General features: G+C 71.0%; 20 protein-coding genes and 1 pseudogene. 12 read left to right on the top strand and 9 right to left on the bottom strand.

Annotated features, from left to right (window positions below):
- The first annotated feature begins 192 nt into the window (after positions 1 to 192).
- From QR78_RS01205 to QR78_RS01185, 5 genes and pseudogenes are all read left to right on the top strand, one after another.
- Positions 193 to 984: a glutathione S-transferase family protein gene (locus QR78_RS01205; protein WP_048425655.1), complete on the top strand. Its 792-nt coding sequence runs from the start codon at positions 193 to 195 to the stop codon at positions 982 to 984.
- 32 nt (positions 985 to 1,016) lie between these two features.
- On the top strand, positions 1,017 to 1,616 hold the full coding sequence (locus QR78_RS01200) for a TRAP transporter small permease (RefSeq protein ID WP_048425654.1): 600 nt from the start codon (positions 1,017 to 1,019) through the stop codon (positions 1,614 to 1,616).
- Complete coding sequence (locus tag QR78_RS01195; RefSeq protein WP_048425653.1) at positions 1,613 to 2,938, top strand: TRAP transporter large permease; 1,326 nt, start codon at positions 1,613 to 1,615, stop codon at positions 2,936 to 2,938. The genes QR78_RS01200 and QR78_RS01195 overlap by 4 nt, the downstream gene beginning before the upstream one ends.
- A 46-nt stretch (positions 2,939 to 2,984) precedes the next feature.
- Positions 2,985 to 3,593, top strand: a pseudogene (locus tag QR78_RS01190) (NADPH-dependent FMN reductase).
- An 89-nt stretch (positions 3,594 to 3,682) separates the two neighbouring features.
- The gene (locus tag QR78_RS01185; protein WP_048425652.1) at positions 3,683 to 4,099 is read left to right on the top strand and encodes a nuclear transport factor 2 family protein; all 417 of its coding nucleotides are present in this window, start codon (positions 3,683 to 3,685) and stop codon (positions 4,097 to 4,099) included.
- Between the two features lie 34 nt (positions 4,100 to 4,133).
- Here QR78_RS01185 and QR78_RS01180 read toward each other — a convergent pair whose 3' ends face one another.
- From QR78_RS01180 to pcaF, 3 genes are all read right to left on the bottom strand, one after another.
- Entirely contained in the window at positions 4,134 to 5,174 is a 1,041-nt protein-coding gene (locus QR78_RS01180) for a KpsF/GutQ family sugar-phosphate isomerase (RefSeq protein WP_048425651.1), read from the bottom strand.
- Between the two features lie 164 nt (positions 5,175 to 5,338).
- The gene (locus QR78_RS01175) at positions 5,339 to 6,298 is read right to left on the bottom strand and encodes a helix-turn-helix transcriptional regulator (protein WP_082171956.1); all 960 of its coding nucleotides are present in this window, start codon (positions 6,296 to 6,298) and stop codon (positions 5,339 to 5,341) included.
- A gap of 304 nt (positions 6,299 to 6,602) precedes the next feature.
- Complete coding sequence (gene pcaF / locus QR78_RS01170) at positions 6,603 to 7,817, bottom strand: 3-oxoadipyl-CoA thiolase (RefSeq protein ID WP_048425650.1); 1,215 nt, start codon at positions 7,815 to 7,817, stop codon at positions 6,603 to 6,605.
- Between the two features lie 153 nt (positions 7,818 to 7,970).
- Between pcaF and QR78_RS01165 the strand changes: the two genes are divergently transcribed.
- The 3 genes from QR78_RS01165 to QR78_RS01155 all read left to right on the top strand — a co-directional run bounded on the left by QR78_RS01165 (position 7,971) and on the right by QR78_RS01155 (position 12,956).
- Positions 7,971 to 8,345, top strand: a complete 375-nt coding sequence (locus QR78_RS01165; RefSeq protein WP_048425649.1) for a hypothetical protein — start codon at positions 7,971 to 7,973, stop codon at positions 8,343 to 8,345.
- Positions 8,346 to 8,560: 215 nt separating this feature from the next.
- Positions 8,561 to 9,757, top strand: coding sequence for an efflux RND transporter periplasmic adaptor subunit (locus QR78_RS01160; RefSeq protein WP_048425648.1), 1,197 nt, complete (start codon positions 8,561 to 8,563; stop codon positions 9,755 to 9,757).
- 13 nt (positions 9,758 to 9,770) lie between these two features.
- Positions 9,771 to 12,956: an efflux RND transporter permease subunit gene (locus QR78_RS01155; RefSeq protein WP_048425647.1), complete on the top strand. Its 3,186-nt coding sequence runs from the start codon at positions 9,771 to 9,773 to the stop codon at positions 12,954 to 12,956.
- 65 nt (positions 12,957 to 13,021) lie between these two features.
- Here QR78_RS01155 and modC read toward each other — a convergent pair whose 3' ends face one another.
- Entirely contained in the window at positions 13,022 to 14,116 is a 1,095-nt protein-coding gene (gene modC / locus QR78_RS01150) for a molybdenum ABC transporter ATP-binding protein (protein ID WP_048425646.1), read from the bottom strand.
- Between the two features lie 13 nt (positions 14,117 to 14,129).
- Positions 14,130 to 14,816, bottom strand: coding sequence for a molybdate ABC transporter permease subunit (gene modB / locus QR78_RS01145; protein WP_048425661.1), 687 nt, complete (start codon positions 14,814 to 14,816; stop codon positions 14,130 to 14,132).
- A 157-nt stretch (positions 14,817 to 14,973) separates the two neighbouring features.
- On the opposite strand from modB, the gene QR78_RS01140 reads away from it, so the two are divergent.
- The 3 genes from QR78_RS01140 (at position 14,974) to QR78_RS01130 (ending at position 17,161) form a co-directional block, all read left to right on the top strand.
- Positions 14,974 to 15,651, top strand: coding sequence for a glutathione S-transferase family protein (locus QR78_RS01140; protein ID WP_048425645.1), 678 nt, complete (start codon positions 14,974 to 14,976; stop codon positions 15,649 to 15,651).
- A gap of 114 nt (positions 15,652 to 15,765) precedes the next feature.
- A complete protein-coding gene (locus tag QR78_RS01135) occupies positions 15,766 to 16,530 on the top strand; it encodes an HpcH/HpaI aldolase family protein (RefSeq protein ID WP_048425644.1) in 765 nt (254 codons plus the stop codon).
- A gap of 16 nt (positions 16,531 to 16,546) precedes the next feature.
- Positions 16,547 to 17,161 carry an alpha/beta hydrolase gene (locus QR78_RS01130; protein WP_048425643.1) on the top strand — a complete coding sequence of 205 codons (615 nt, stop codon included), beginning with the start codon at positions 16,547 to 16,549 and terminating at the stop codon, positions 17,159 to 17,161.
- Positions 17,162 to 17,164: 3 nt separating this feature from the next.
- Here the strand turns inward: QR78_RS01130 and QR78_RS01125 are convergent, their stop codons facing one another.
- A complete protein-coding gene (locus QR78_RS01125) occupies positions 17,165 to 18,088 on the bottom strand; it encodes a LysR family transcriptional regulator (RefSeq protein WP_048425642.1) in 924 nt (307 codons plus the stop codon).
- A 128-nt stretch (positions 18,089 to 18,216) separates the two neighbouring features.
- Between QR78_RS01125 and QR78_RS01120 the strand changes: the two genes are divergently transcribed.
- Entirely contained in the window at positions 18,217 to 18,777 is a 561-nt protein-coding gene (locus tag QR78_RS01120) for a pyridoxamine 5'-phosphate oxidase family protein (protein ID WP_048425641.1), read from the top strand.
- 7 nt (positions 18,778 to 18,784) lie between these two features.
- Here the strand turns inward: QR78_RS01120 and QR78_RS01115 are convergent, their stop codons facing one another.
- From QR78_RS01115 to QR78_RS01105, 3 genes are all read right to left on the bottom strand, one after another.
- Positions 18,785 to 19,291, bottom strand: coding sequence for a hypothetical protein (locus QR78_RS01115; protein ID WP_053220754.1), 507 nt, complete (start codon positions 19,289 to 19,291; stop codon positions 18,785 to 18,787).
- A complete protein-coding gene (locus QR78_RS01110; protein WP_048425639.1) occupies positions 19,288 to 19,500 on the bottom strand; it encodes a hypothetical protein in 213 nt (70 codons plus the stop codon). The genes QR78_RS01115 and QR78_RS01110 overlap by 4 nt, the downstream gene beginning before the upstream one ends.
- Positions 19,501 to 19,519: 19 nt before the next feature.
- Positions 19,520 to 20,433 (bottom strand): formate dehydrogenase subunit gamma (locus QR78_RS01105; RefSeq protein ID WP_048425638.1); only part of this gene is annotated, 914 nt, incomplete at its 5' end.

The following is a 20,433-nucleotide window of genomic DNA, read 5'->3' as shown; positions in this document are numbered from 1 at the left end:
GCGATGCCGCCACGTCCGCCCGCCTGGACGAGGGGAACCCCGCGCGTCTTCGTTCGCGCTTCGACCGTATGGCTGCCGGAACCGTCCGGTCCGGATCCACCGCTACCAACCATCGTCGGGTTCACCCGCCACGCTGCCGCGTGCGAAGGTGGCGCAAACGAACGAAACGGCTCCGGGGGGGGAACCGCCGTCATGCTGCTCTACGAGCATCCGCTCTCGTCCTATGCGCAGAAGGTCAAGATCGCCCTGCGCGAGAAGGGCGTGGCGTTCACGGCCGAGCTGCCGGAGACCTTCGGGACCGGACGCAGCGACGGTCCCTTCGCGCAAGCCAATCCCCGCACCGAGGTGCCGGTGCTGGTCGAGGGCGACGTCGCCATCTTCGAATCGACGATCATCCTCGAATACGTCGAGGAACGCTGGCCCGAGCCGCCGCTGCTGCCCCGCGATCCCGCGCAGCGCGCCGTCGCCCGCATGACCGAGGAGGTCTGCGACACCCAGTACGAGGCGGTGAACTGGGGATTCGGCGAGATCCTGTGGTTTGGCCGCGCGTCGGGGGGGCTCGCCGACCACCTGCGGTCCCAGGCGGCGGCGCAGACGAAGGTCCTGCAGAACTGGCTGAGCGGCCGTCTCGGCGACGCCCCGTGGTTCGGCGGCGAGGGGTTCGGCTGGGCCGACGCGGCGGTCGCCCCGATGGTCAACCGCTCGGTGCATTACGGGCTCGGGCCCGCGGAGGGCAGCCCGCTCGCGCGCTGGCACGCCCGCATCCGCGAGCGCCCCTCGGTCGCCGAGACCTTCCGGGAGTTCGACGCCGCGGCGGCCCGGATGGCGGAGGCCTCCGAGCTCTACACCTCCGGCGGGCGCCGGCGGGAATACCGCGACCACCGCCTCGAATGGATGGTGAAGTCGGGCGGGATCGAGGTGGTGCTGGAAGGCCTGCGCGCCGGCAACATCCGCTTTCCCTGGCCCGACGCCGACCGATCCTGACGCCCGCCCTCGCCCCCGCCCCGGGAGACCCCATGCATCCCCTGCGCATCCTCGACCGCCTCGAGGAGATCCTGATCGCGAGCCTGATGGCCGGCGCGACGCTGCTGATCTTCGTCGCCGTGGTCCATCGCTACGCGTCCGGCATCGACGCGCTCTATCCGATCACCACCGCGATCCACCTCTCCTGGGCCCAGGAGCTGTGCATCTACATGTTCGTCTGGATGGCGAAGTTCGGTGCCGCCTACGGCGTGCGCACCGGCATCCATGTCGGCGTCGACGTGGCGGTGAACCAGCTGCCCCCGGCCTGGCGCGACCGGGTCGTGCTGTTCGGCCTCCTCTGCGGCGCGCTGTTCACGGCGATCGTCGGCACGATGGGCGCCCGCTTCGTCTACGGCCTCGTCGACACCGACCAGACCACCCCCGACCTCGAGATCCCGAGCTGGGTCGTCTACCTGGCGATTCCCCTCGGCTCGGCCCTGATGTGCTTCCGCTTCCTCCAGGTCGCGTGGAGCTTCTGGCGCACCGGCGAGCTGCCCCACCACGATCCGGGCCATGTCGAGGGCGTGGTCGAGAGCCCGCACGCGGCGCAGGACCTGGCCGACGAAGCCCGCACCGGAGGCCCTGCCCGATGAACGCCGCCATCATCTTCGGGCTGCTCATCGCCCTGATGCTCACCGGCATGCCGATCTCGATCGCGCTCGGCCTCTCGGTGCTCACCTTCCTGTTCACCATGACCACCGTACCGATCGAGGCGGTGGCGCTCAAGCTGTTCACCGGGATCGAGAACTTCGAGATCATGGCGATCCCGTTCTTCATCCTGTCGGGCAACTTCCTCACCCATGGCGGCGTCGCCCGGCGGATGATCAACTTCGCCACGTCGATGGTCGGCCACTGGCATGGCGGCCTGGGGCTCGCCGGCGTCATGGCCTGCGCGCTGTTTGCCGCCATCTCGGGCTCGAGCCCGGCCACCGTCGTGGCGATCGGCTCGATCATCCTGCCCGCCATGGTGGCGCAGGGCTTCCCCAAGCGCTTCGGCGCCGGGGTCATCACCACCTCGGGGGCGCTCGGCATCCTGATCCCGCCCTCGATCGTCATGGTGATGTATTCGGTGGCGACGAGTGGCGCGGTGGTGACCGGGCCCGACGGCCAGCGCGTGTCCTCGGCCTCGATCTCGACGCTGTTCGTCGCCGGCGTGATCCCGGGCCTTATGCTGGCGGCCCTGCTCGGCTTCACCACCTGGTACCGGGCGCGCAAGTTCGGCTATCCGCGCATGCCCAAGGCGAGCTGGGCCGAGCGCTGGACCGCGTTCCGCAAGTCGGTCTGGGGCCTGCTGCTGATCGTGCTGGTCTTGGGCGGCATCTATAGCGGTGCCTTCACGCCGACCGAGGCGGCGGCGGTGAGCGCGGTCTACGCCTTCGTCATCGCGCTATTCGTCTATCGCGACCTCACCTGGCGCGACGTGCCGCGGGTGCTGCTCGATTCGGCCAACATGAGCGCGATGCTGCTCTACATCATCACCAACGCGGTGCTGTTCTCGTTCCTGATGACGAGCGAGCAGATCCCGCAGGCGATGGCGAGCTGGATCACCGGGGCCGGCCTCAACTGGGTCGTCTTCCTGCTGATCGTCAACATCCTGCTGCTCGTCGCCGGCAACGTGATGGAGCCCTCCTCCATCGTGCTCATCATGGCGCCGATCCTGTTTCCGATCGCCGCCAAGCTCGGCATCGACCCGGTGCATTTCGGCATCCTGATCGTGGTCAACATGGAGGTCGGCATGTGCCATCCCCCGGTCGGCCTCAACCTCTACGTGGCATCGGGCATCACCCGCATGGGCATCACGGAGCTGACCGTCGCGGTCTGGCCGTGGCTGCTCACCATGCTGATCTTCCTCGTCGTCGTGACCTACGTCCCGGCGATCTCGCTCTGGCTGCCGCGGATGCTCGGCATGATGTGAGATGGTGTTAGACTCCGGGGAGCATCCGCTGTCCCGGAGTCCCGCCATGGCCCACCCGAATCCGGCCCATCCGAATCCGGCCCTCGTCGTTCCGGTCATCCTCGGCTCGGTGCGCCAGGGGCGCAACGGTCTGCGCGCCGCCCGCTACCTCGTGCGTGTCCTCGAATCCCGCGGCCACGAGGCGCCGCTGGTCGACCCGGCCGAGCTCGGCCTGCCGCTGCTCGAGCGGATGTACAAGGAATACCCGACGGGCGAGGCGCCCGAGTCGCTGGAGCGGCTGGCCGCCCTCTATCGCCGCGCGGACGGGTTCGTGGTCGTGTCGGCGGAGTACAACCACAGCATTCCGCCGGCCCTGTCCAACACCCTCGACCATTTCCTGGAAGAGTATTTCTGGAAGCCCTCGGCCATCGTCTGCTACTCGGCCGGCCGCTACGGCGGCGTGCGGGCGGCGATGCAGCTGCGCGCCATGCTGGGCGAACTCGGCACGCCGAGCATCCCGTCCCTGCTGCCGATCCCGGAGGTGCACAAGGCGCTCGACGAGGAGGGGCAGGCGCTCCAGCCCTAGCTTGAGCGCCCGACCGGCCGGTTCCTCGACGAATTGACGTGGTACGCGGAGGCGCTGCGGGAGAAGCGGCGGGGTGGGGTGCCGTACTGAACGCTTCGGCGGCGACCGAAGCCTGCGCGGGGCACACGGGGCTAGCATCCGGCTCCCGGCCACCGATCGCGCCGGCGAGGATCGTATCCATGAGCCAGGACGCCGCCCTCCACCACATCCACGAGCACTGGCACGCCTCCGTCGTGCGTCGCGACATCGACGGATTGATGACGCTCTACGCCGACGATGCCGTTTTCGAGAGTCCGTTGGTCTGGGCGGCCCTGCCCGAGGGCGGTACCGGCATCCTCAAGGAAAAAACCGCGATCAGGGATTTCTTCGAGACCGGATTCCGCTCGCCGCAGAACGGTCTGGGCCGTTGGTACCGCACGAGCGTCTTCTTCTCCAACGGTCAGCAGCTGGCATGGGAATACCCGCGCCAGACGCCCGAGGGTGATCAGATCGACCTCATGGAGATGATCGACGTGTCCGGTGGGCTCATCGCCCATCACCGGGTCTATTGGGGCTGGGTGGGGATCAGGACATTGTCCAGCTTGCCTGGACGCTGACCGGATCAACGACGGCGCAGCCGGGCACGCGCCCTCAGACCACTCCGGCCCGAAGAATGTCGTGGATGTGCAGGATGCCGACCGGGCGCCCGCGCTCTACCGCGAACAGCGCGGTGATCTGGGTCCGGTTCATCAGCTCCAGGGCGGCACTGGCGAAGGTGCCGGGGGTGGTCGTGATCGGCGTCGGCGTCATGATCTCCTCGACGCGTCGGTCGAGGATGTCGCTGTGGCCGACGCCCCGGCTCATGTGGCGCCGCATGTCGCCATCCGTGAACATGCCGACGAGCTGGCCGCCCTCGTCCACGATGCCGGCGCAGCCGAAGCGCTTGCCCATCACGGCGATCAGCGCCTCGGAGACCCGGACGCCCCGGGTGACCAGCGGCATCTCCTCGCCGGCATGCATCAGCTGCGCCACGGTCTTGAGCCGGGCCGCGAGCTTGCCGCCCGGATGGAACACCTTGAAGTCGCTGGCCGAGAAGCCCCGCCGCTCCAGCAACGCCACCGCCAGCGCGTCGCCGAGCGCCAGCTGGATCACGCTCGAGGAGGTCGGCGCGAGGTTGTGCGGGCAGGCTTCCTTGACGAGCGGCAGCGGCAGCAGGATGTCGGCGGCCTGCCCCAACGTGCTCGCCGGATTCGACGTCATGCCGATCAGCGTCACGGCGAAGCGCTTGGAGAAGCTGATGAGGTCGCCGAGCTCGGTCGTCTCGCCCGACCAGGACAGCGCGATCACGATGTCCTGCTGGGTGATCATGCCGAGGTCGCCGTGGCTGGCCTCACTCGGGTGGATGAACGAGGCCGGGGTGCCGGTGGAGGCGAGCGTCGAGGCGATCTTGCGTCCGATATGCCCGCTCTTGCCGATGCCCGACACGATGACCCGGCCCGGGATGTCGTGGATCGCCGCGACGGCGGCGCCGAAACCGGCCTTCAGCTCGTGATCGAGGGCGCGGGCCAGCGTCAGCAGCGCCTCGGCCTCGGTGCGGACGCTGCGGATGGCGGAGAAATGCGCCGCCTCGACCACCTGCCCCGTCGCCTCGTCCGGCGCGTCGTAGCTCTCGGCCCGGTTCGAACTCTCCATCGTGCTCCTCGACCCCGCCATGATTCCTCGGGCATCATCCCTCGGGCACGATCGTCCGTGCGCGACGGCGACCCTGCCGACTCATTTGCGGCCAGAATGCGTGCGGGGACCGGACCGGACGGCGATTTTTCTGGGCCGTCCGGCCAGGCCGTGGCGCGGGCGCCTCAGCTCCCGCGCCGCGCGCCCCCGCCGAGATAGCCCTCGACCAGGCCGGTCAGCTCGGCGGCGGTCTCGGCCACGTTGTGGTCGGCGGTGTCGATCACCGCCCGGGCGCGGGCATAGAGCGGCTCGCGGCTCATCAGCACCGCCCGGATCTCCCGCAGCGCGTTGTCGCTGTCGGGGAGCCGGGCCTGGGCCAGGCCCTTGGCCGCCTGCTCGCGCACCCGGTGGATATGCTCCTCCGGCCGTGCCTTGAGCCAGACGGTGAAGAACGACGACAGGAGGAGGTCGTAGGTGACGGGCTCGGCGACGATACCGCCGCCGGTCGCCAGCACCATCGGGCCCGGCCGTTCGGCGAGCTGGCGCAGGGCGCCCTGCTCCAGCCGGCGATAGGTCTCCTGGCCGTAGATCGCGAAGATCTCCGCCACCGACAGGCCGTTCTCGCGTTCGATCTCCCGGTTGAGCTCGACGAAGGTCCAGCCCATCCGCTCGGCGAGGATGCGCCCGAGGGTCGACTTGCCGGCGCCGCGCAGGCCGACGAGGGCGACGCGCTGCGTCGGCCCCTCCCCGGGTGCCGCCGCGCCCGACAGGACGCGCTTGGCCTCGGCGATCTGCTCCGCCCCGGCCTTGGCCAGGAGGTCGCGCACCACCGGCCAGTCGGGCGGGCTCTCGACCGCGGCGATCAGGTCCTCGAGCCGCACGCCCATGGCGATGGCGACGCGGCGCAGGAGGATGATCGAGACGTTGCCCTGCCCGCCCTCGAGCTGCGCGATGTAGCGCTCGGACAGGCCGGAGGTCTGCGACAGCACCTTGCGCGACATCGCCCGGACGGCCCGCATGGTGCGCACGCGCTGGCCGAGGACCGTCAGGAACTCGGCTTCGGCGTCGCCGGCCTCGGGCTCGTCGGTCTCGGGGGCGCCTGCGGCCGCGTCGGCGCCGGGGCGTGATCCGGTTCTGCTGGGCATCGCGGGCCTCACCGGGTCCGGCGGGCGAAGCGGAGGCTTCGTCCGGGCGGCAGGAGGTCGGGACCGGGATGGGAGATGTGACGGCTCATGCGATCGTTGGCGCTCCGGCGATGCGCCCCGCGGATGGCGGAGGGCCGCGTCCGGGCGGTTCCTTGGGACGTGCGAGAACGCTCATGCTTATCTCAAGCCGTCCGGCCCCGCCATGGTGCAGTGCGGGAGGAGCGATGGGTTTCCCGCGTCGTGTTCGGCCTTCCCCGAAGGGCGGCGGGGCTCCTGCGGCGCCCCGCCGCGGATCGGGACGGCCTCAGGCGACACGCTCGACCGCGAGCGCGACGCCCTGGCCGACGCCGACGCACATCGTTGCGAGCCCGAGCTGGCCACCCGTCCGGGCGAGCTGGAGCGCGACGCTGCCGGCGATCCGCGCCCCCGACATGCCGAGGGGATGGCCGAGCGCGATGGCGCCGCCGTTCGGGTTCACGTGGTCGGCATCGTCGGGCAGGCCGAGGCCGCGCAGGCAGGCCAGGGCCTGCGAGGCAAAGGCCTCGTTGAGCTCCACCGCGTCGAAGTCGGACGGCTTGAGCCCGAGCCGCGCGCAGAGCTTTTCCACTGCCGGAATCGGGCCGATGCCCATCACCCGGGGCGGCACGCCCGCCGAGGCGAGGCCGAGAACCTTGGCGATCGGGGTCAGGCCGTGGCGCTCGGCGGCCTCGCGGGTGGCGAGCACCAGGGCGGCGGCGCCGTCGTTGACGCCGGACGCGTTGCCGGCGGTTACCGTGCCGTCCTTCTTCACGAAGGGCTTCAGCTTGGCCAGGCCCTCTGCGGTGGTGTCGGCCCGGGGATGCTCGTCGCGTTCGACCTTCGTGTGGCCGCCCTTGCGGTCCGGGATCTCGACCGCGACGATCTCGCGGGCGAAGGTGCCGTCGGCTTGCGCCCGGGTCGCCCGCTGTTGCGAGCGCAGCGCGAAGGCGTCCTGGTCGGCGCGGCCGATCTGGTAATCCTCGGCGACGTTCTCGGCGGTCTCCGGCATCGAATCGACGCCGTACTGGTGCTTCAGAACCGGGTTGACGAAGCGCCAGCCGATCGTGGTGTCGTGGATCTCGGCCTGGCGCTGGAACGCGCCCTCGGCCTTGCCCATCACGAAGGGCGCCCGGGTCATCGATTCGACGCCGCCCGCCACCGCGAGGTCGATGTCGCCGGCCCGGATCGCGCGGGCCGCGGCGCCCACCGCGTCGAGGCCCGAGGCGCAGAGCCGGTTGAGGGTCAGGCCCGGCACCCGCTCGGGATAGTCGGCCAGCAGCAGCGCCATGCGGGCGACGTTGCGGTTGTCCTCGCCGGCTTGGTTGGCGCAGCCGAGAAACACCTCCTCGACCGCCTCCTTGAGGGCCGGGTTGCGCCGCGCGAGTTCGGCGAGCGGCACGGCCGCGAGATCGTCCGCCCGCACACGCGCCAGCGCGCCGCCGTAGCGGCCGATCGGGGTCCGCACGTAATCGCAGATGTAGACGTCCCGCGGCGCGCTCATGGCCTTCTCTCCCGGTCTTGATTTCGAAAAAGCGGTACGGCGGCCTGCGGGTTCGATCAAGCCCCGCGGAGAATCCGGCGGCCGGTCGCACCGGCTTGACAGAATGTCGCGGCCGCTTGTGCAGTGCGAGCGGAACCCCCACTGTCTCGCTCTGTGACTGGTCGTCTCTGGACATCTCTCGCGCGTCTCTGCGCGACCGCCCTTCTCGGCCTCGGCTTCGCCTTCCTGGCGATGTCGGCGGCGGATGCCGCGGCCGGCCGTCCCGAGCCCGTCCTGCGCGCCGCCCACGGCGCCTCGCCGATGGCGGCGCTCCATGCGCATTGGGTGAAGAGCCCGGCCTGCACCCTCACGGCCGGCGGCGTCGACAACCCCCGCCCGGATGACGGTGGCGCGGCGAGCACGAACCTCGCCTGCCCGGCCGAGACACCCGCAGCGGGAGCCGCCACGCTTCTACCCCCGCGCCGCCTCGGTGCCCTGGTGCAGGCTCGCGCCGCCCTGCCCGAACGCCCGCCGAAGGCCGGCGCCTGACGGCCGTCGTGTCGCTTCCTTAACGGAAGACGGCGCACCGTCACATCTCCGCCTCGTCACCTTGCGAGCCTGAAGGCCCGCCGCTGCTCCCGGCAGCCGCGCCGGTGCGCGCATCCGAGGCTCGCGTCACCGCGAGCCCCCCGACCTTTGCCCGGACGCCCGGCGGCGCGACGCGCCCCGGCCGCCTCCGACAACCGCGCAGGAAAGACCGACCCGTGACCCAACGCCGCCGCCTCCTCCTCGGAGCGACCGCCCTCCTCCTCGGGCTCGCCGCCTGCAAGCCGGCCCAGCAGGCCGCCGCGCCTACGGCCCCGGCCGCGCCGCCGGAAGTCTCGATCGTGACGGTCAAGCACCAGCCGATCCCCTACGAGCGCGACCTGCCGGGCCGCGCCGCGCCGACCCGCATCGCCGAGGTGCGGGCCCGGGTCGCCGGCCTCGTCACCAAGCGCACCTTCGAGCAGGGCAGCCAGGTCAAGGAGGGCGACATCCTCTACAAGATCGACCCGATGCCGTTCCGGGCCGATCTCGCCAGCGCCGAGGCGGCGCTCGCCAAGGCCGAGGCCGCCCTGGTGCTGACCCGCCAGCAGGCCGAGCGCCTGGAGACCCTCTTGTCGCGCCAGACCGCGAGCCAGGCCCAGTACGATGCCGCCTTCGCGGCCCAGAAGCAGGCCGAGGCCGAGGTGGCCGGCGCCAAGGCGGCCCGCGACCGGGCCCAGCTCAACCTCGGCTACACGGACGTGCGGGCGCCGATCTCCGGCCGCATCGGCCGGGCGCTGGTCACGGAAGGGGCGCTGGTCGAGCAGGGCGGCGCCAGCAACCTGGCGACGATCCAGCAGCTCGACCCGATCTACGTCGACATCACCCAGTCGGTCGGCGAATTGAACAAGCTGCGCCGGGATCTCGCCAGCGGCGAGCTCGACCGCCTCGCCGCCGACGTCGCGAGCGTGCGGGTCATCATGGATGACGGCTCGCTCTATCCCGAGCCCGGCCGGCTGCTCTTCTCCGACGTGACCGCCGATCCGAGCACCGGCCAGGTGACGCTCCGCGCCGTGGTGCCGAACCCCCACGGCGAGCTCTTCCCCGGCATGTATGTCCGCGCCCGGATCAAGCAGGGCATCGATTCCGACGCCATCGCGGTGCCGCAGCAGGCGGTGCACCGCTCCAATGACGGCCGCGCCCAGGTCTGGCTCGTCGGGCCGGACCAGAAGGTGATGCTCCAGCCGGTGGAGGTCGGCCCGGTGGTCGAGGGCCAATGGGTGATCCGCGACGGGCTCAAGGAGGGCGACCGGGTCGTCGCCGAGGGCTTCCAGAAGATCGTCGCCGGCACCCAGGTCGCGGCGGTGCCGTTCGAGACCACCACGGTGGCGTCGGCGGGCTCGCACCCCGCCCCTGCCTCGACCGAACAGCGCTGAGGAGGACACCCCCTTGGCGAGCTTCTTCATCGACCGGCCGATCTTCGCCTGGGTCGTCGCGCTGTTCATCTGTCTGGGCGGCGTGCTCACGATCCCGATGCTGCCGGTGGCGCAGTACCCGATCATCGCGCCGCCCTCGATCGCCCTCTCCACCGCCTTCCCGGGCGCCTCGGTGGAGGATCTCTATACCGGCACGACCCGGCTCATCGAGGATGAGCTGAACGGGGCCGCCAACATCCAGAGCTTCGAATCGGCGAGCGATTCGTTCGGCGTCGTCGAGATCACGGCGAACTTCGAGCCGGGCACCGATCCGGGCTATGCCGGCGTCGAGGTGCAGAACCGCTTGAAGCGCGTCGAGGCGCGGCTGCCCGCGGAGGTGCGCCAGCAGGGCATCCTGGTCGAGGAGGCCTCGGCCGCGACCCTCAACATCATCACCCTCGTCTCCAAGGACGGGTCGATGGACGAGGTCGCCCTCGGCGACTTCCTGATCCGCAACGTCATCAACGAGATCCGGCGCATCCCAGGCGTCGGGCGCGCCACCCTGTATTCGACCGAGCGCTCGTTGCGGGTCTGGATCGACCCCGACAAGCTGCGCGGCCTGTCGCTCAACGCCGCCGACGTGACTCAGGCGATCACCCGCCAGAACGTCCAGATCGCGTCGGGCGCCGTCGGCGCCCAGCCGAGCCCGGAGACCAACGCGGTCAACTACCCGATCACCGTCAAGGGCCAGATGCGGGCGCCCGAGGAGTTCGGCGCGGTGGTCTTGCGCGCCAATCCCGACGGTTCGACCGTGCGCCTGCGCGACGTCGCCCGGATCGAGCTCGGCGGCGAGGATTACAAGTTCACCACCCGCCTCAACGGCGGGCCGGCCGCCGGCATCTCGGTGACGCTGGCGCCGGATGGCAACGCGCTCGACACCGCCAAGGCGATCCGCGCCAAGATGGTGGAATTGTCCCAGTTCTTCCCCGATACGGTGAAGTGGGACATTCCCTACGACATCACGCCCGCCGTCGAGGCCTCGATCGAGAAGGTGCTCCACACCCTCGTCGAGGCGGTGGTGCTGGTGTTCATCGTGATGTTCCTCTTTCTCCAGAACATCCGCTACACCCTGATCCCGACGATCGTGGTGCCGATCGCGCTGCTCGGCACCTGCACGATCATGCTGCTCGCCGGGTTCTCGATCAACGTGCTCACCATGTTCGGCATGGTGCTGGCGATCGGCATCCTGGTCGACGACGCGATCGTGGTGGTCGAGAACGTCGAGCGGATCATGTCCGAAGAGGGCCTGTCGCCCAAGGAGGCGACCCGCAAGGCGATGAGCCAGATCACCGGCGCGATCATCGGCATCACGCTGGTGCTCGTCGCGGTGTTCATCCCGATGGCGTTCTTCCCCGGCTCGGTCGGCATCATCTACCGCCAGTTCTCGATCGCGATGGTGACCTCGATCGCCTTCTCGGCCTTCCTGGCGCTCTCGCTGACGCCTGCGCTCTGCGCCACGCTGCTGAAGCCCGTCGAGCCCGGCCATCACCACGCCAAGCGCGGCTTCTTCGGCTGGTTCAACCGCATCGTCGACCGCGAGACCGCGCGCTACGGCCGCGGCGTCGCCTGGGCGGTGAAGAAGTCCGGCCGGATGATGGTGGTCTACCTGATCCTCGTCGCGGGCGTGGCCTACGCCTTCGTGCGCCTGCCCGAGGGCTTCCTGCCGGTCGAGGACCAGGGCTTCTTCACCGTCGACATCCAGACCCCGCCGGGCTCCTCGTTCAACCGCACGCTCGCGGCGGTGAAGAAGACCGAGGAGCACCTCTTGGCCCAGCCGGGCGTGGCGACCGTGACGATCGTCAACGGCTTCTCGTTCTCGGGTCAGGGGCAGATGACCTCGCAGGCCTTCGTGACGCTGAAGCCCTGGTCGGAGCGCGGCAAGGACCAGTCGGCGGCGGCGCTCGTCGCCGGCACCAACAAGGCGATGGCGAGCTACCGCGACGCGGTGATCCAGGCGCTCGAGCCGCCCCCGATCGACAACCTCGGCAACGCCTCGGGCTTCAGTTTCCGCCTCCAGGACAGAGCCCAGAAGGGCTACGCGGCCCTGATGGCTGCCCAGGAGCAGCTCCTGGCGCTGGCCCGCAAGAGCCCGATCCTCAAGAACGTCTATGTCGAGGGCCTGCCGCCCGCGCCGCAGGCGGAGCTGGTGATCGACCGCGAGAAGGCGGCGGCGCTCGGCGTCAACTTCTCCGACATCAACGACACGATCCAGGTCAATCTCGGCTCGGTCTACACCAACGACTTCCCCAACCGGGGCAAGATGCAGCGGGTGATCGTCCAGGCCGACGACAACCAGCGCCTCAACGCCACCGACCTGCTGAATTACGGCGTCAAGAACCAGCAGGGCACGATGGTGCCGATGTCGTCCTTCGCTCATCTGAAGTGGAGCGTCGGCCCGGCCCAGATCATCGGCTTCAACGGCTACCAGTCGGTCCGCTTCACCGGCGAGCCGGCGGCGGGCTTCACCTCCGGCGAGGCCATCGCCGAGATGGAGCGGCTGATGACGCAACTGCCGAAGGGCTTCGGCTATGCCTGGACCGGCCAGTCGCTGCAGGAGAAGCAGGCCGGCTCTCAGGCGACCCTGCTGCTCGCCCTCTCGGTGCTGATCGTGTTCCTGTGTCTCGCCGCGCTCTACGAGAGCTGGTCGATCCCGCTCGCGGTGATGCTGGTCATCCCGCTCGGCGTGATCGGCTCGGTCGCCGGCGTTCTCATCCGGGACATGCCGAACGACGTGTACTTCAAGATCGGCCTCATCACGATCATCGGCCTGTCGGCCAAGAACGCGATCCTGATCATCGAGTTCGCGCGCGAACTCTGGAAGCCCGGCACCAAGCTGGTGCCGGCCACGGTCGAGGCCTCGCGCCTGCGCTTCCGGCCGATCGTCATGACCTCGCTCGCCTTCATCTTCGGCGTCGTGCCGCTCGCCATCGCGAGCGGCGCGGCCTCGAAGAGCCAGCAGGCGATCGGCACCGGCGTGATGGGCGGGATGATCTCCGCCACCGTGCTGGCGGTGATCCTGGTCCCGGTCTTCTTCGTCGTCGCGATGCGGTTCTTCCAGAGGAAGCGCGTGCGTGAGGAGAATCTGGACCGGAACCTCGACGCGGCGCCGGGAGCGGTTCACGCGACCGAGCCGGCCCGGGAGCCGGCTCACGGTCACTGACGATCGATCACCCCCATCAGGGCATCGACGGCCCGGGGCGCGATCCGCGTCCCGGGCCGTTTCCGTCAGATCTCCACGACGCCCATCGTCTCCTCGTCGAAGGCGACGCTCTTCACGATCGCCACCACCGGCAGCCCCGGTGCGAGAGAAAGCTCGTGGGCGGCGAGCCGCGTGACCTGGGCGACCAGCACCGCCTCGCCGCAGGCGATCTCGACCCGGGCATGGGCCCCCTCCCCCGGCGTGACCGCGACGACCGTCCCGGGCAGGACGTTGCGGGCGCTCAACCCACGCGGCGCCTCCCGCGCCACCAGCACGTCGCGGGCCCGCACCCGGACCCGGAGGCTCGATCCCGGCGGCAGGGACAGGCGCGGCACCGTCAGCCGGCCGGCTGCGCCGTCGAGATGGGTGAGCCCGAAGGCGTCGTCGTGGGCGGCGACGCGCAAAGGCAGCAGGGCGCCGGTCTCCCCGGTGTCGCGACCGGGAAACAGCGCATCGCGCCGCAGGACCTCGGCCGCCGGGCCGCAGGCCGCCACCCGCCCGCAATCCAGCACCACCACCGTGTCCGCGAGGCGCGCCACCTCCGCCACCGCGTGGCTGACATAGACGATCGGAACCCGGGCCTCGTCGCGCAGCCGTGCGACATAGGGCAGGATCTCGGCCTTGCGCGCCGCGTCGAGGGCCGAGAGCGGCTCGTCCATCAGGAGGAGCCGCGGGCGGGCGAGCAGCGCCCGGCCGATCGCCACCCGCTGGCGCTCGCCGCCCGACAGCCCGGCCGGGCGCCGCTCCAGGAGGGGCGCGATGCCGAGGAGATCGGCGACCGCGTCGAGGCTCGGGCCGCCGGAGCGGTGGCGGGCGAAAAAGCGCCCGAACAGCAGGTTCTGGCGCACGCTGAGATGCGGCATCAGCCGCGCCTCCTGGAAGACGTAGCCGATCCGGCGCCGGTGGACCGGCACCCGGACCCGGGCTTCGGTGTCGAGGAGGGTGACGCCGTCCACCACCACCCGCCCGTGATCCGGCCGCACCAGCCCGGCGATCACGTCGACGAGGGTCGACTTGCCCGAGCCCGAGCGACCGAACAGGGCGGTGATCCGGCCCGCCGCCGCGAAGTCCGCGTCGAGCGCGAAGGCGCCGCGCCTGTGCCGGACCGAGACCTCGATCATGCCGAAATCCCGGTCATGCCCCGAGCCGGGCCTTCGCCCGCCGCGCGAGCCACTCGGAGGCGATCAGCGCCGCCATCGACAGGGCGACCGAGACCAGGGTGAGGCGCAACGCCCCCGCCTCGCCGCCGGGCACCTGGGTCAGGGTATAGATCGCCGCCGGCAGTGTCTGGGTCTCGCCCGGGATGTTCGACACGAAGGTGATGGTGGCCCCGAACTCCCCCATCGCCTTGGCGAAGGCCAGCACCGCCCCGGCGAGGATGCCCGGCAGGGCGAGCGGCAGCGTCACGACGAGGAAGACCGCGGCCGGCGCGGCGCCGAGGGTCCCGGCGGCCTGTTCGAGCTTCGTGTCCACCGCCTCGAAGGAGAGCCGCATCGCCCGCACCATCAGGGGAAACCCCATCACCGCGCAGGCGAGCGCCGCCCCGGTCCAGCGGAACGAGAACACGATGCCGAGTTCCGCCAGCGCGGGGCCGAACCAGCCCCGCCGGCCGAAGGCGAGGAGCAGCAGGTAGCCGGTCACCACCGGCGGCAGGATCAGCGGCAGGTGCACCAGCCCGTCGAGGAGCGCCCGGCCGCGGAACTCGCGTCGGGCGAGCAGGTAGGCGACCGCGAGGCCCGGCAGCAGGCTCGCCAGCGTCGCCACGCTCGCCACCAGCAGGCTGAGCCGGAGCGCGCTCCACTCGTCGGGGGTGAGGACCAGGGCCGAGGCTTCCCGCTGAAACGATCCCGCACCATGGCGGATCGGCGCCGGGAGTCCAGGCCCGGCACGGCAACGCTGCGTTTCGATGCGCAGCAGTTGATCCCCGCCGGCAATTGGGGAGTGTGAGAGCCGTCGACCGCGCGCGATGGAGTCTCGGATGATCACCTTCTACTTCAACGGTTCGCCCAACCCGACCAAGGTCGCGCTCTTCCTGGAGGAGGCGGGGCTTCCCTACGAGGCGATTGCCGTGGACACCCGCAAGGGCGAGCAGTTCGCCCCCGATTTCCTGAAGCTCAATCCGAACGGCAAGGTGCCGGTGCTGGTCGACGACGGCCAGGTGGTGTTCGATTCGAACGCGATCCTGCTCTACCTCGCCGAGAAGACCGGCCGTTTCCTGGCCCCGGCCTCGGAGCGGGCCGCGCTCTTGTCCTGGCTGATGTTCGTCGCGACCGGCATCGGTCCGTTCTCCGGCCAGGCGGTGCATTTCCGCAATTTCGCGCCCGAAAAGGTGCCCTACGCCAACGACCGTTACCAGTACGAGGCGAAGCGCCACTACACCGTCCTCGACCGGCACCTCGCCGAGCACGAATGGATGGTGGGCGAGGCCTACGGCATCGTCGACATGGCGGTCTGGGGCTGGGCCCGGATGCTGCCCTTCGTGATGGGCGAGGACGCCTATGCCGACCTTCCCAACGTGAAGCGTCACGTCGACGCGATCGCGGCCCGCCCGGCCGCCGCCCGGGCCGTCGCCCTCAAGGACCGCTTCACCTTCAAGGCGGAGTTCGACGCCGAGGCGCGCGGGCACATGTTCAAGCACCTGGCGAAGGCCGGGTGACCCCGGGCCGATGATGTCGTCCGTCCCGTTCGCGACCTCCGTCCGGGGGCGACCCGGGACGGACGACGACCGACATTCCAACGAGAACGACAACCCAAGCCGGGAGGACACGCCATGAAATCCTTCGACAACCCGTTCAAGCGCGGACTCGCCGAGGGCCGCCGGCTCGCCGGCCTGTGGATGACCACCGGCTCGGCCGGCATCACCGAACTCGCCGCCGGGGCCGGCTTCGCCTGGATGCTGATCGACATGGAGCACTCGCCCAACGACCTGATCCAGGTCGTCGACCACCTGCGCGCCGCCGAGGGCGGCACCGCCGAGCCGGTGGTGCGGGTGCCCTGGAACGAGCCCGTGATGGTCAAGCGCCTGCTCGACCAGGGCGCCCGCTCGCTGATGTTCCCCTTCGTGCAGAATGCCGAGGAGGCGCGCCGGGCCGTCGCAGCGACGCGCTACCCGCCGCACGGCATCCGGGGCTTCGCCGGCGCCTCGCGCGCGACCGGCTACGGGTTGCGGCCGGACTACCACGCCCGCTCGGTCGAAGAGGTCTGCGTCGTGGTGCAGGTCGAGACCGCGCAGGCGCTGGAGGCGGCGGGCGAGATCGCGGCGGTCGAGGGCGTCGACGGCGTGTTCATCGGCCCCAACGACCTCGCCGCCAGCATGGGCCATCTCGGCCAGCCCGGCGCGGCGCCGGTGCGCGCGGCGATCGCCGCGGCGCTGCCGCGGATCCGCGGGGCCGGCAAGGCGGCGGGCCTCCTCAACTTCGATGAGGCCGGCGCGAAGGCCGATTTCGAGGCCGGATTCGGCTTCGTGGCGGTGGCGGGCGACGCCGCGCTGCTTGCCCGCGAGACTCAGCGGGTCGCGAAGCTCTTTCGCGCCTAGACCTAGAGGATTCCCGATGGCCGCCCTGTCGTTCCAGCACCGCTTCGAGCCCGCCGCCGATCCGGCGCTCCCGCCGCTCCTGCTCCTGCACGGCACCGGCGGCGACGAGGACGACCTCCTGCCCCTCGGCCGGGCTCTGTTGCCCGGCGCCGCCCTGCTCTCGCCCCGCGGACAGGTGCTGGAGGGCGGCGCGCCGCGCTTCTTCCGCCGCCTCGCGGAAGGCGTGTTCGACGAGGCCGACGTGGTGCGCCGGGCCGGCGACCTCGCCGCCTTCGTCACGGCGGCGCGGGCCGGGTACGGCCTCGCGGCGCCCATAGCGGTCGGATTCTCCAACGGCGCCAACATCGCCGCCGCCCTGATGCTCCTGCATCCCGGGGTTCTGTCGGGCGCCGTGCTGCTGCGGGCGATGGTGCCGGTCTCGGCACCGCCGGCCGCGCGCCTCCAGGGTGAGCCGGTGCTGATCCTGTCGGGCCGGATGGACCCGATCGTGCCGGCCGACAACGCGGCGGGCCTCGCCGCGATGCTGCGGGATGCGGGTGCGGCCGTCACCCACGAGGTGCTGCCCGCCGGCCACGGCCTGTCGCAGGCCGATCTGGTGCGGGCGACGGCGTGGCTCGCCGGGCGAGACTGACCGTCACCCCCCGAGCGCCAGTCGCTCGAACGCCCCCCGCAAGCGCGGCAGAGCGAAATCCACGAAGGCCCGCATCTTCGGCACCGCCAGGCGCCCCTCCGGGGTGACGAGGTGGACCGGCAGGGGTGCCGGCTCGGCGTGCGGGAGCAGGACGCTCAGTCGCCCGTCCCGCACCGCCTCGGCGACCTGGTAGGAGAAGCAGCGCAGGAGGCCGTGCCCGGCCAGCGCCGAATCGAGGGCGGCCTCGATGCCGTTGACGACGAGGCGCGGGGCGACGCGCACGACCCGCGGCGTTCCATCCGGGCCGTGGAAGGCCCAGGAATCCGGCGGCGCGTCCTGTCCGACGCTCGTTGTGGCGATCACCGCGTGGCCCGCGAGGTCCGCCGGCTCCGTGACGGCCGGCCGGTGTGCCAGGTAGGCCGGGGCGGCGCAGACCACCCGCCGCACGGCGCCGACCTTGAGCGCGACCAGGCTCGAATCCGGCAGATGGGCGATGCGCAGCGCCACGTCGACCCCCTCCTCCACGAGGCTCATCGGCCGGTCGAGGAGCAGAAGCCGGGCGCGTACCGCCGGCTCGGCATCCAGAAAGGCGTCGAGGATCGGTCGCAGCACCCGAGTCCCGGCGACGAGGGGCGCCGTCACGGTGATCAGGCCGCGGGGGGCGGCCCGCTCGCCGGCCGCCAGCAGGTCCGCCTCCTCGAGATCGGCGAGCACCCGGCGGCAGGCGGCGGCGTAGCGCTCGCCGGCCTCGCTCAGCCGCAGCGACCGGGTGGTGCGGTGCAGAAGCGGCACCCCGACATGGCTTTCCAGGAAGGCGACGGCCCGGCTCACCGCGGCCGGAGAATGGCCGAGCCGCCGCCCCGCGCCGGCGAGGCTGCCGGCATCGAGGGCCGCCACGAAGACCCGCATCGCGTCGAGCCGGTCCATGATCGTTCCACCTGTCGGAAGACTGACTACCGGATCACGGTCATTCTGCCGGATCACGGGGGAGACTACCTCAAGGCCCGGCGCCGGTCAGGACCCGATCCGGCCGCTCGTGTCATGGGAGGCCGGTCATGCGGCGGTTCTTCGAGATCCTGTTCACCCCGGCGGTGCGGGCGGCGCAGAGCCGCCTCGGCTCGCCGTTCGCCGGACACGAGATTTCCGGCCCCGCCCTCGACGCCCATCTCGGGCCGAACGAGGCCGAGTTCCTGGCGGCCCGGGACAGCTTCTTCCTGTCGAGCGTCTCGTCCGACGGCTGGCCCTACATCCAGCATCGCGGCGGGCCGGCGGGGTTCATCCGGGTCCTCGACGCGGACACGATCGCCTGGGCGGAGTTTTCCGGCAATCGCCAGTACCTCACCCTCGGCAACGTCGCGGGCGACGACCGGGTGGCGCTGTTCGTTCTCGATCACGCCGCGCGCCGCCGGCTGAAGCTCGTCGGCCACCTCGCCTTCCACGAGGCGCGGGAGCGGCCGGACCTCGTCGAGGCGGTGAGCGTCGCGCCCTACCGAGCCCGGATCGAGCGGGTCGCGGTGCTGCGGGTCGCGGGCTTCGACTGGAACTGCCCGCAGCACATCACCCCGCGCTTCACCGCAGCCGAGATCGCGGCGGCGATGCGCGAGTCGCAAGCCTGACGGCCGATCACTGCGCCGCGAAGAACTTCGGATCGAGGGCCGAGAGCGAGAGCAGCGGCGCGGGCATCACCACGCCGGCCACCCGCATGGCGCGTGCCGCCGCGCGGCAGGCCTGGATGTCGCCGCTCGCGGCGGCCGCGTCCACCTGAGCGACCTGCTCCGGGCTCGGGCCCTTCTGGGCCGGAGTCGCCGCCGGGGCGGGAGCGGCTTGGCTCTGCGCCTGGCCTTGCGGGCCCGAGGCCCCGGGTCCGGACTGGGCGACGGGTCCGCTCAGGCCCGATTTCTGCTGCACCTCCCCGGCGCCGTTGCTCGGCTGCTGCGCCGCGCCCCGGTCGGGCGCCTGGACGGCGGCCGCCGCGGGTTGCGGCGCGCTCGCCGGGGGAGCGTCCGGCGCCTTCGGGTGCACGAAGGCGACGAGTTCCTGGCACAGGTTGGCCGGCGGACCCCCGGCCTGGGCGGCGCCGATGGTCGCGGCGAGGCCGGCGGCGGCGAGGATGATGCTGGTCCGGCTCACGAGCCCGCCTCCATCTTGTGGCTGGCCGAAGCCGGCTCCTTGATGTCGCCGGTCCAGCGCGGGCCGACGAGGTTGGTGCCCGGATCCGAGACCCGCGCGCCCGAGGTGGCGAAGGCCTGGTAGGCGAAGCGCTGGTTCTCGCCGAGGAGGAAGCTCGCCGCGGTGGCGAGCACCAGGGCCGCCGCGACGGCGACCAGGAAGGCTTTCATCGCTGCTGTCTCCGCCCGTTCACTCGGCCGGGACCTGGGAGCGGCCGAGCTGCGGCCCGCTCGCGGTCTTGGCCTGCTGCTCTTTCACCCAGAGGTCGTGGTGCACCTTGGCCCAGGCCAGATCGACCTCGCCGCTGCCCATGGCGTCGTAGGCGCCCTCCATGCCGAGCGACCCGATATAGATGTGGGCCAGGATGCCGGCGATGAACACCACGCCGATCAGCGAGTGGATCACCTGCATGATCTGCATCCCGTTGATGTCGGTGGCCGCGAACGGGAAGATCATCATGATGCCGGTGGCACCCATGGCGAGGCCGAAGCCGACCACCATCCAGAACACCATCTTCTGGCCGGCATTGAAGCGCCCGGCGCTCGGATGCGCATCACCCAGGAGGCCGCCGCCCTGCTTCAGCCAGATCCAGTCGATCTTGCCCGGGATGTTGTCACGCACCCAGAGCACCAGCATGAACAGCACGCCGAGCATGAACGGCCAGGCGAGATAGATATGCGCGTACTTGCCGTACTGGGCCAGGGTCGCGAACGCCTCCGGCCCGATCAGCGGCATCAGCAGCCGCTTGCCGAATATGTAATTGAGGCCCGACAGCGACAGCACGATGAAGCAGCTCGCCGTCATCCAGTGCGAGAAGCGCTCGAAGCTGTTGAAGCGCAGGATCTTCTTGCCCGACTCCTCGCTGTGCTCGAGCCGGATGCGCCCGCGGGTGAAGTAGAACAGGCCGAGCGCGGCCAGCATGCCGAGCACCGCGAGGGCGCCGATCCACGGCATCCAGGATTCGCGGAACGCCCGCCATTCCCGGCCTTGCGGCTGGATCAGGTTGGCGGCCGTCTGGTTCGGGATCGAGATCCGGCCGTGGATCTTCGGATCCTGCTTGAACAGCATCTCCTCGTTGACCGAGGAGGCGGTGGGGTTGGGGG

The organism is Methylobacterium indicum (genome assembly GCF_001043895.1).
GTDB classification, from domain to species: domain Bacteria; phylum Pseudomonadota; class Alphaproteobacteria; order Rhizobiales; family Beijerinckiaceae; genus Methylobacterium; species Methylobacterium indicum.
Note: the sequence above shows the minus strand (reverse complement) of the source record. Positions and strands in the feature narration are given on the sequence as shown.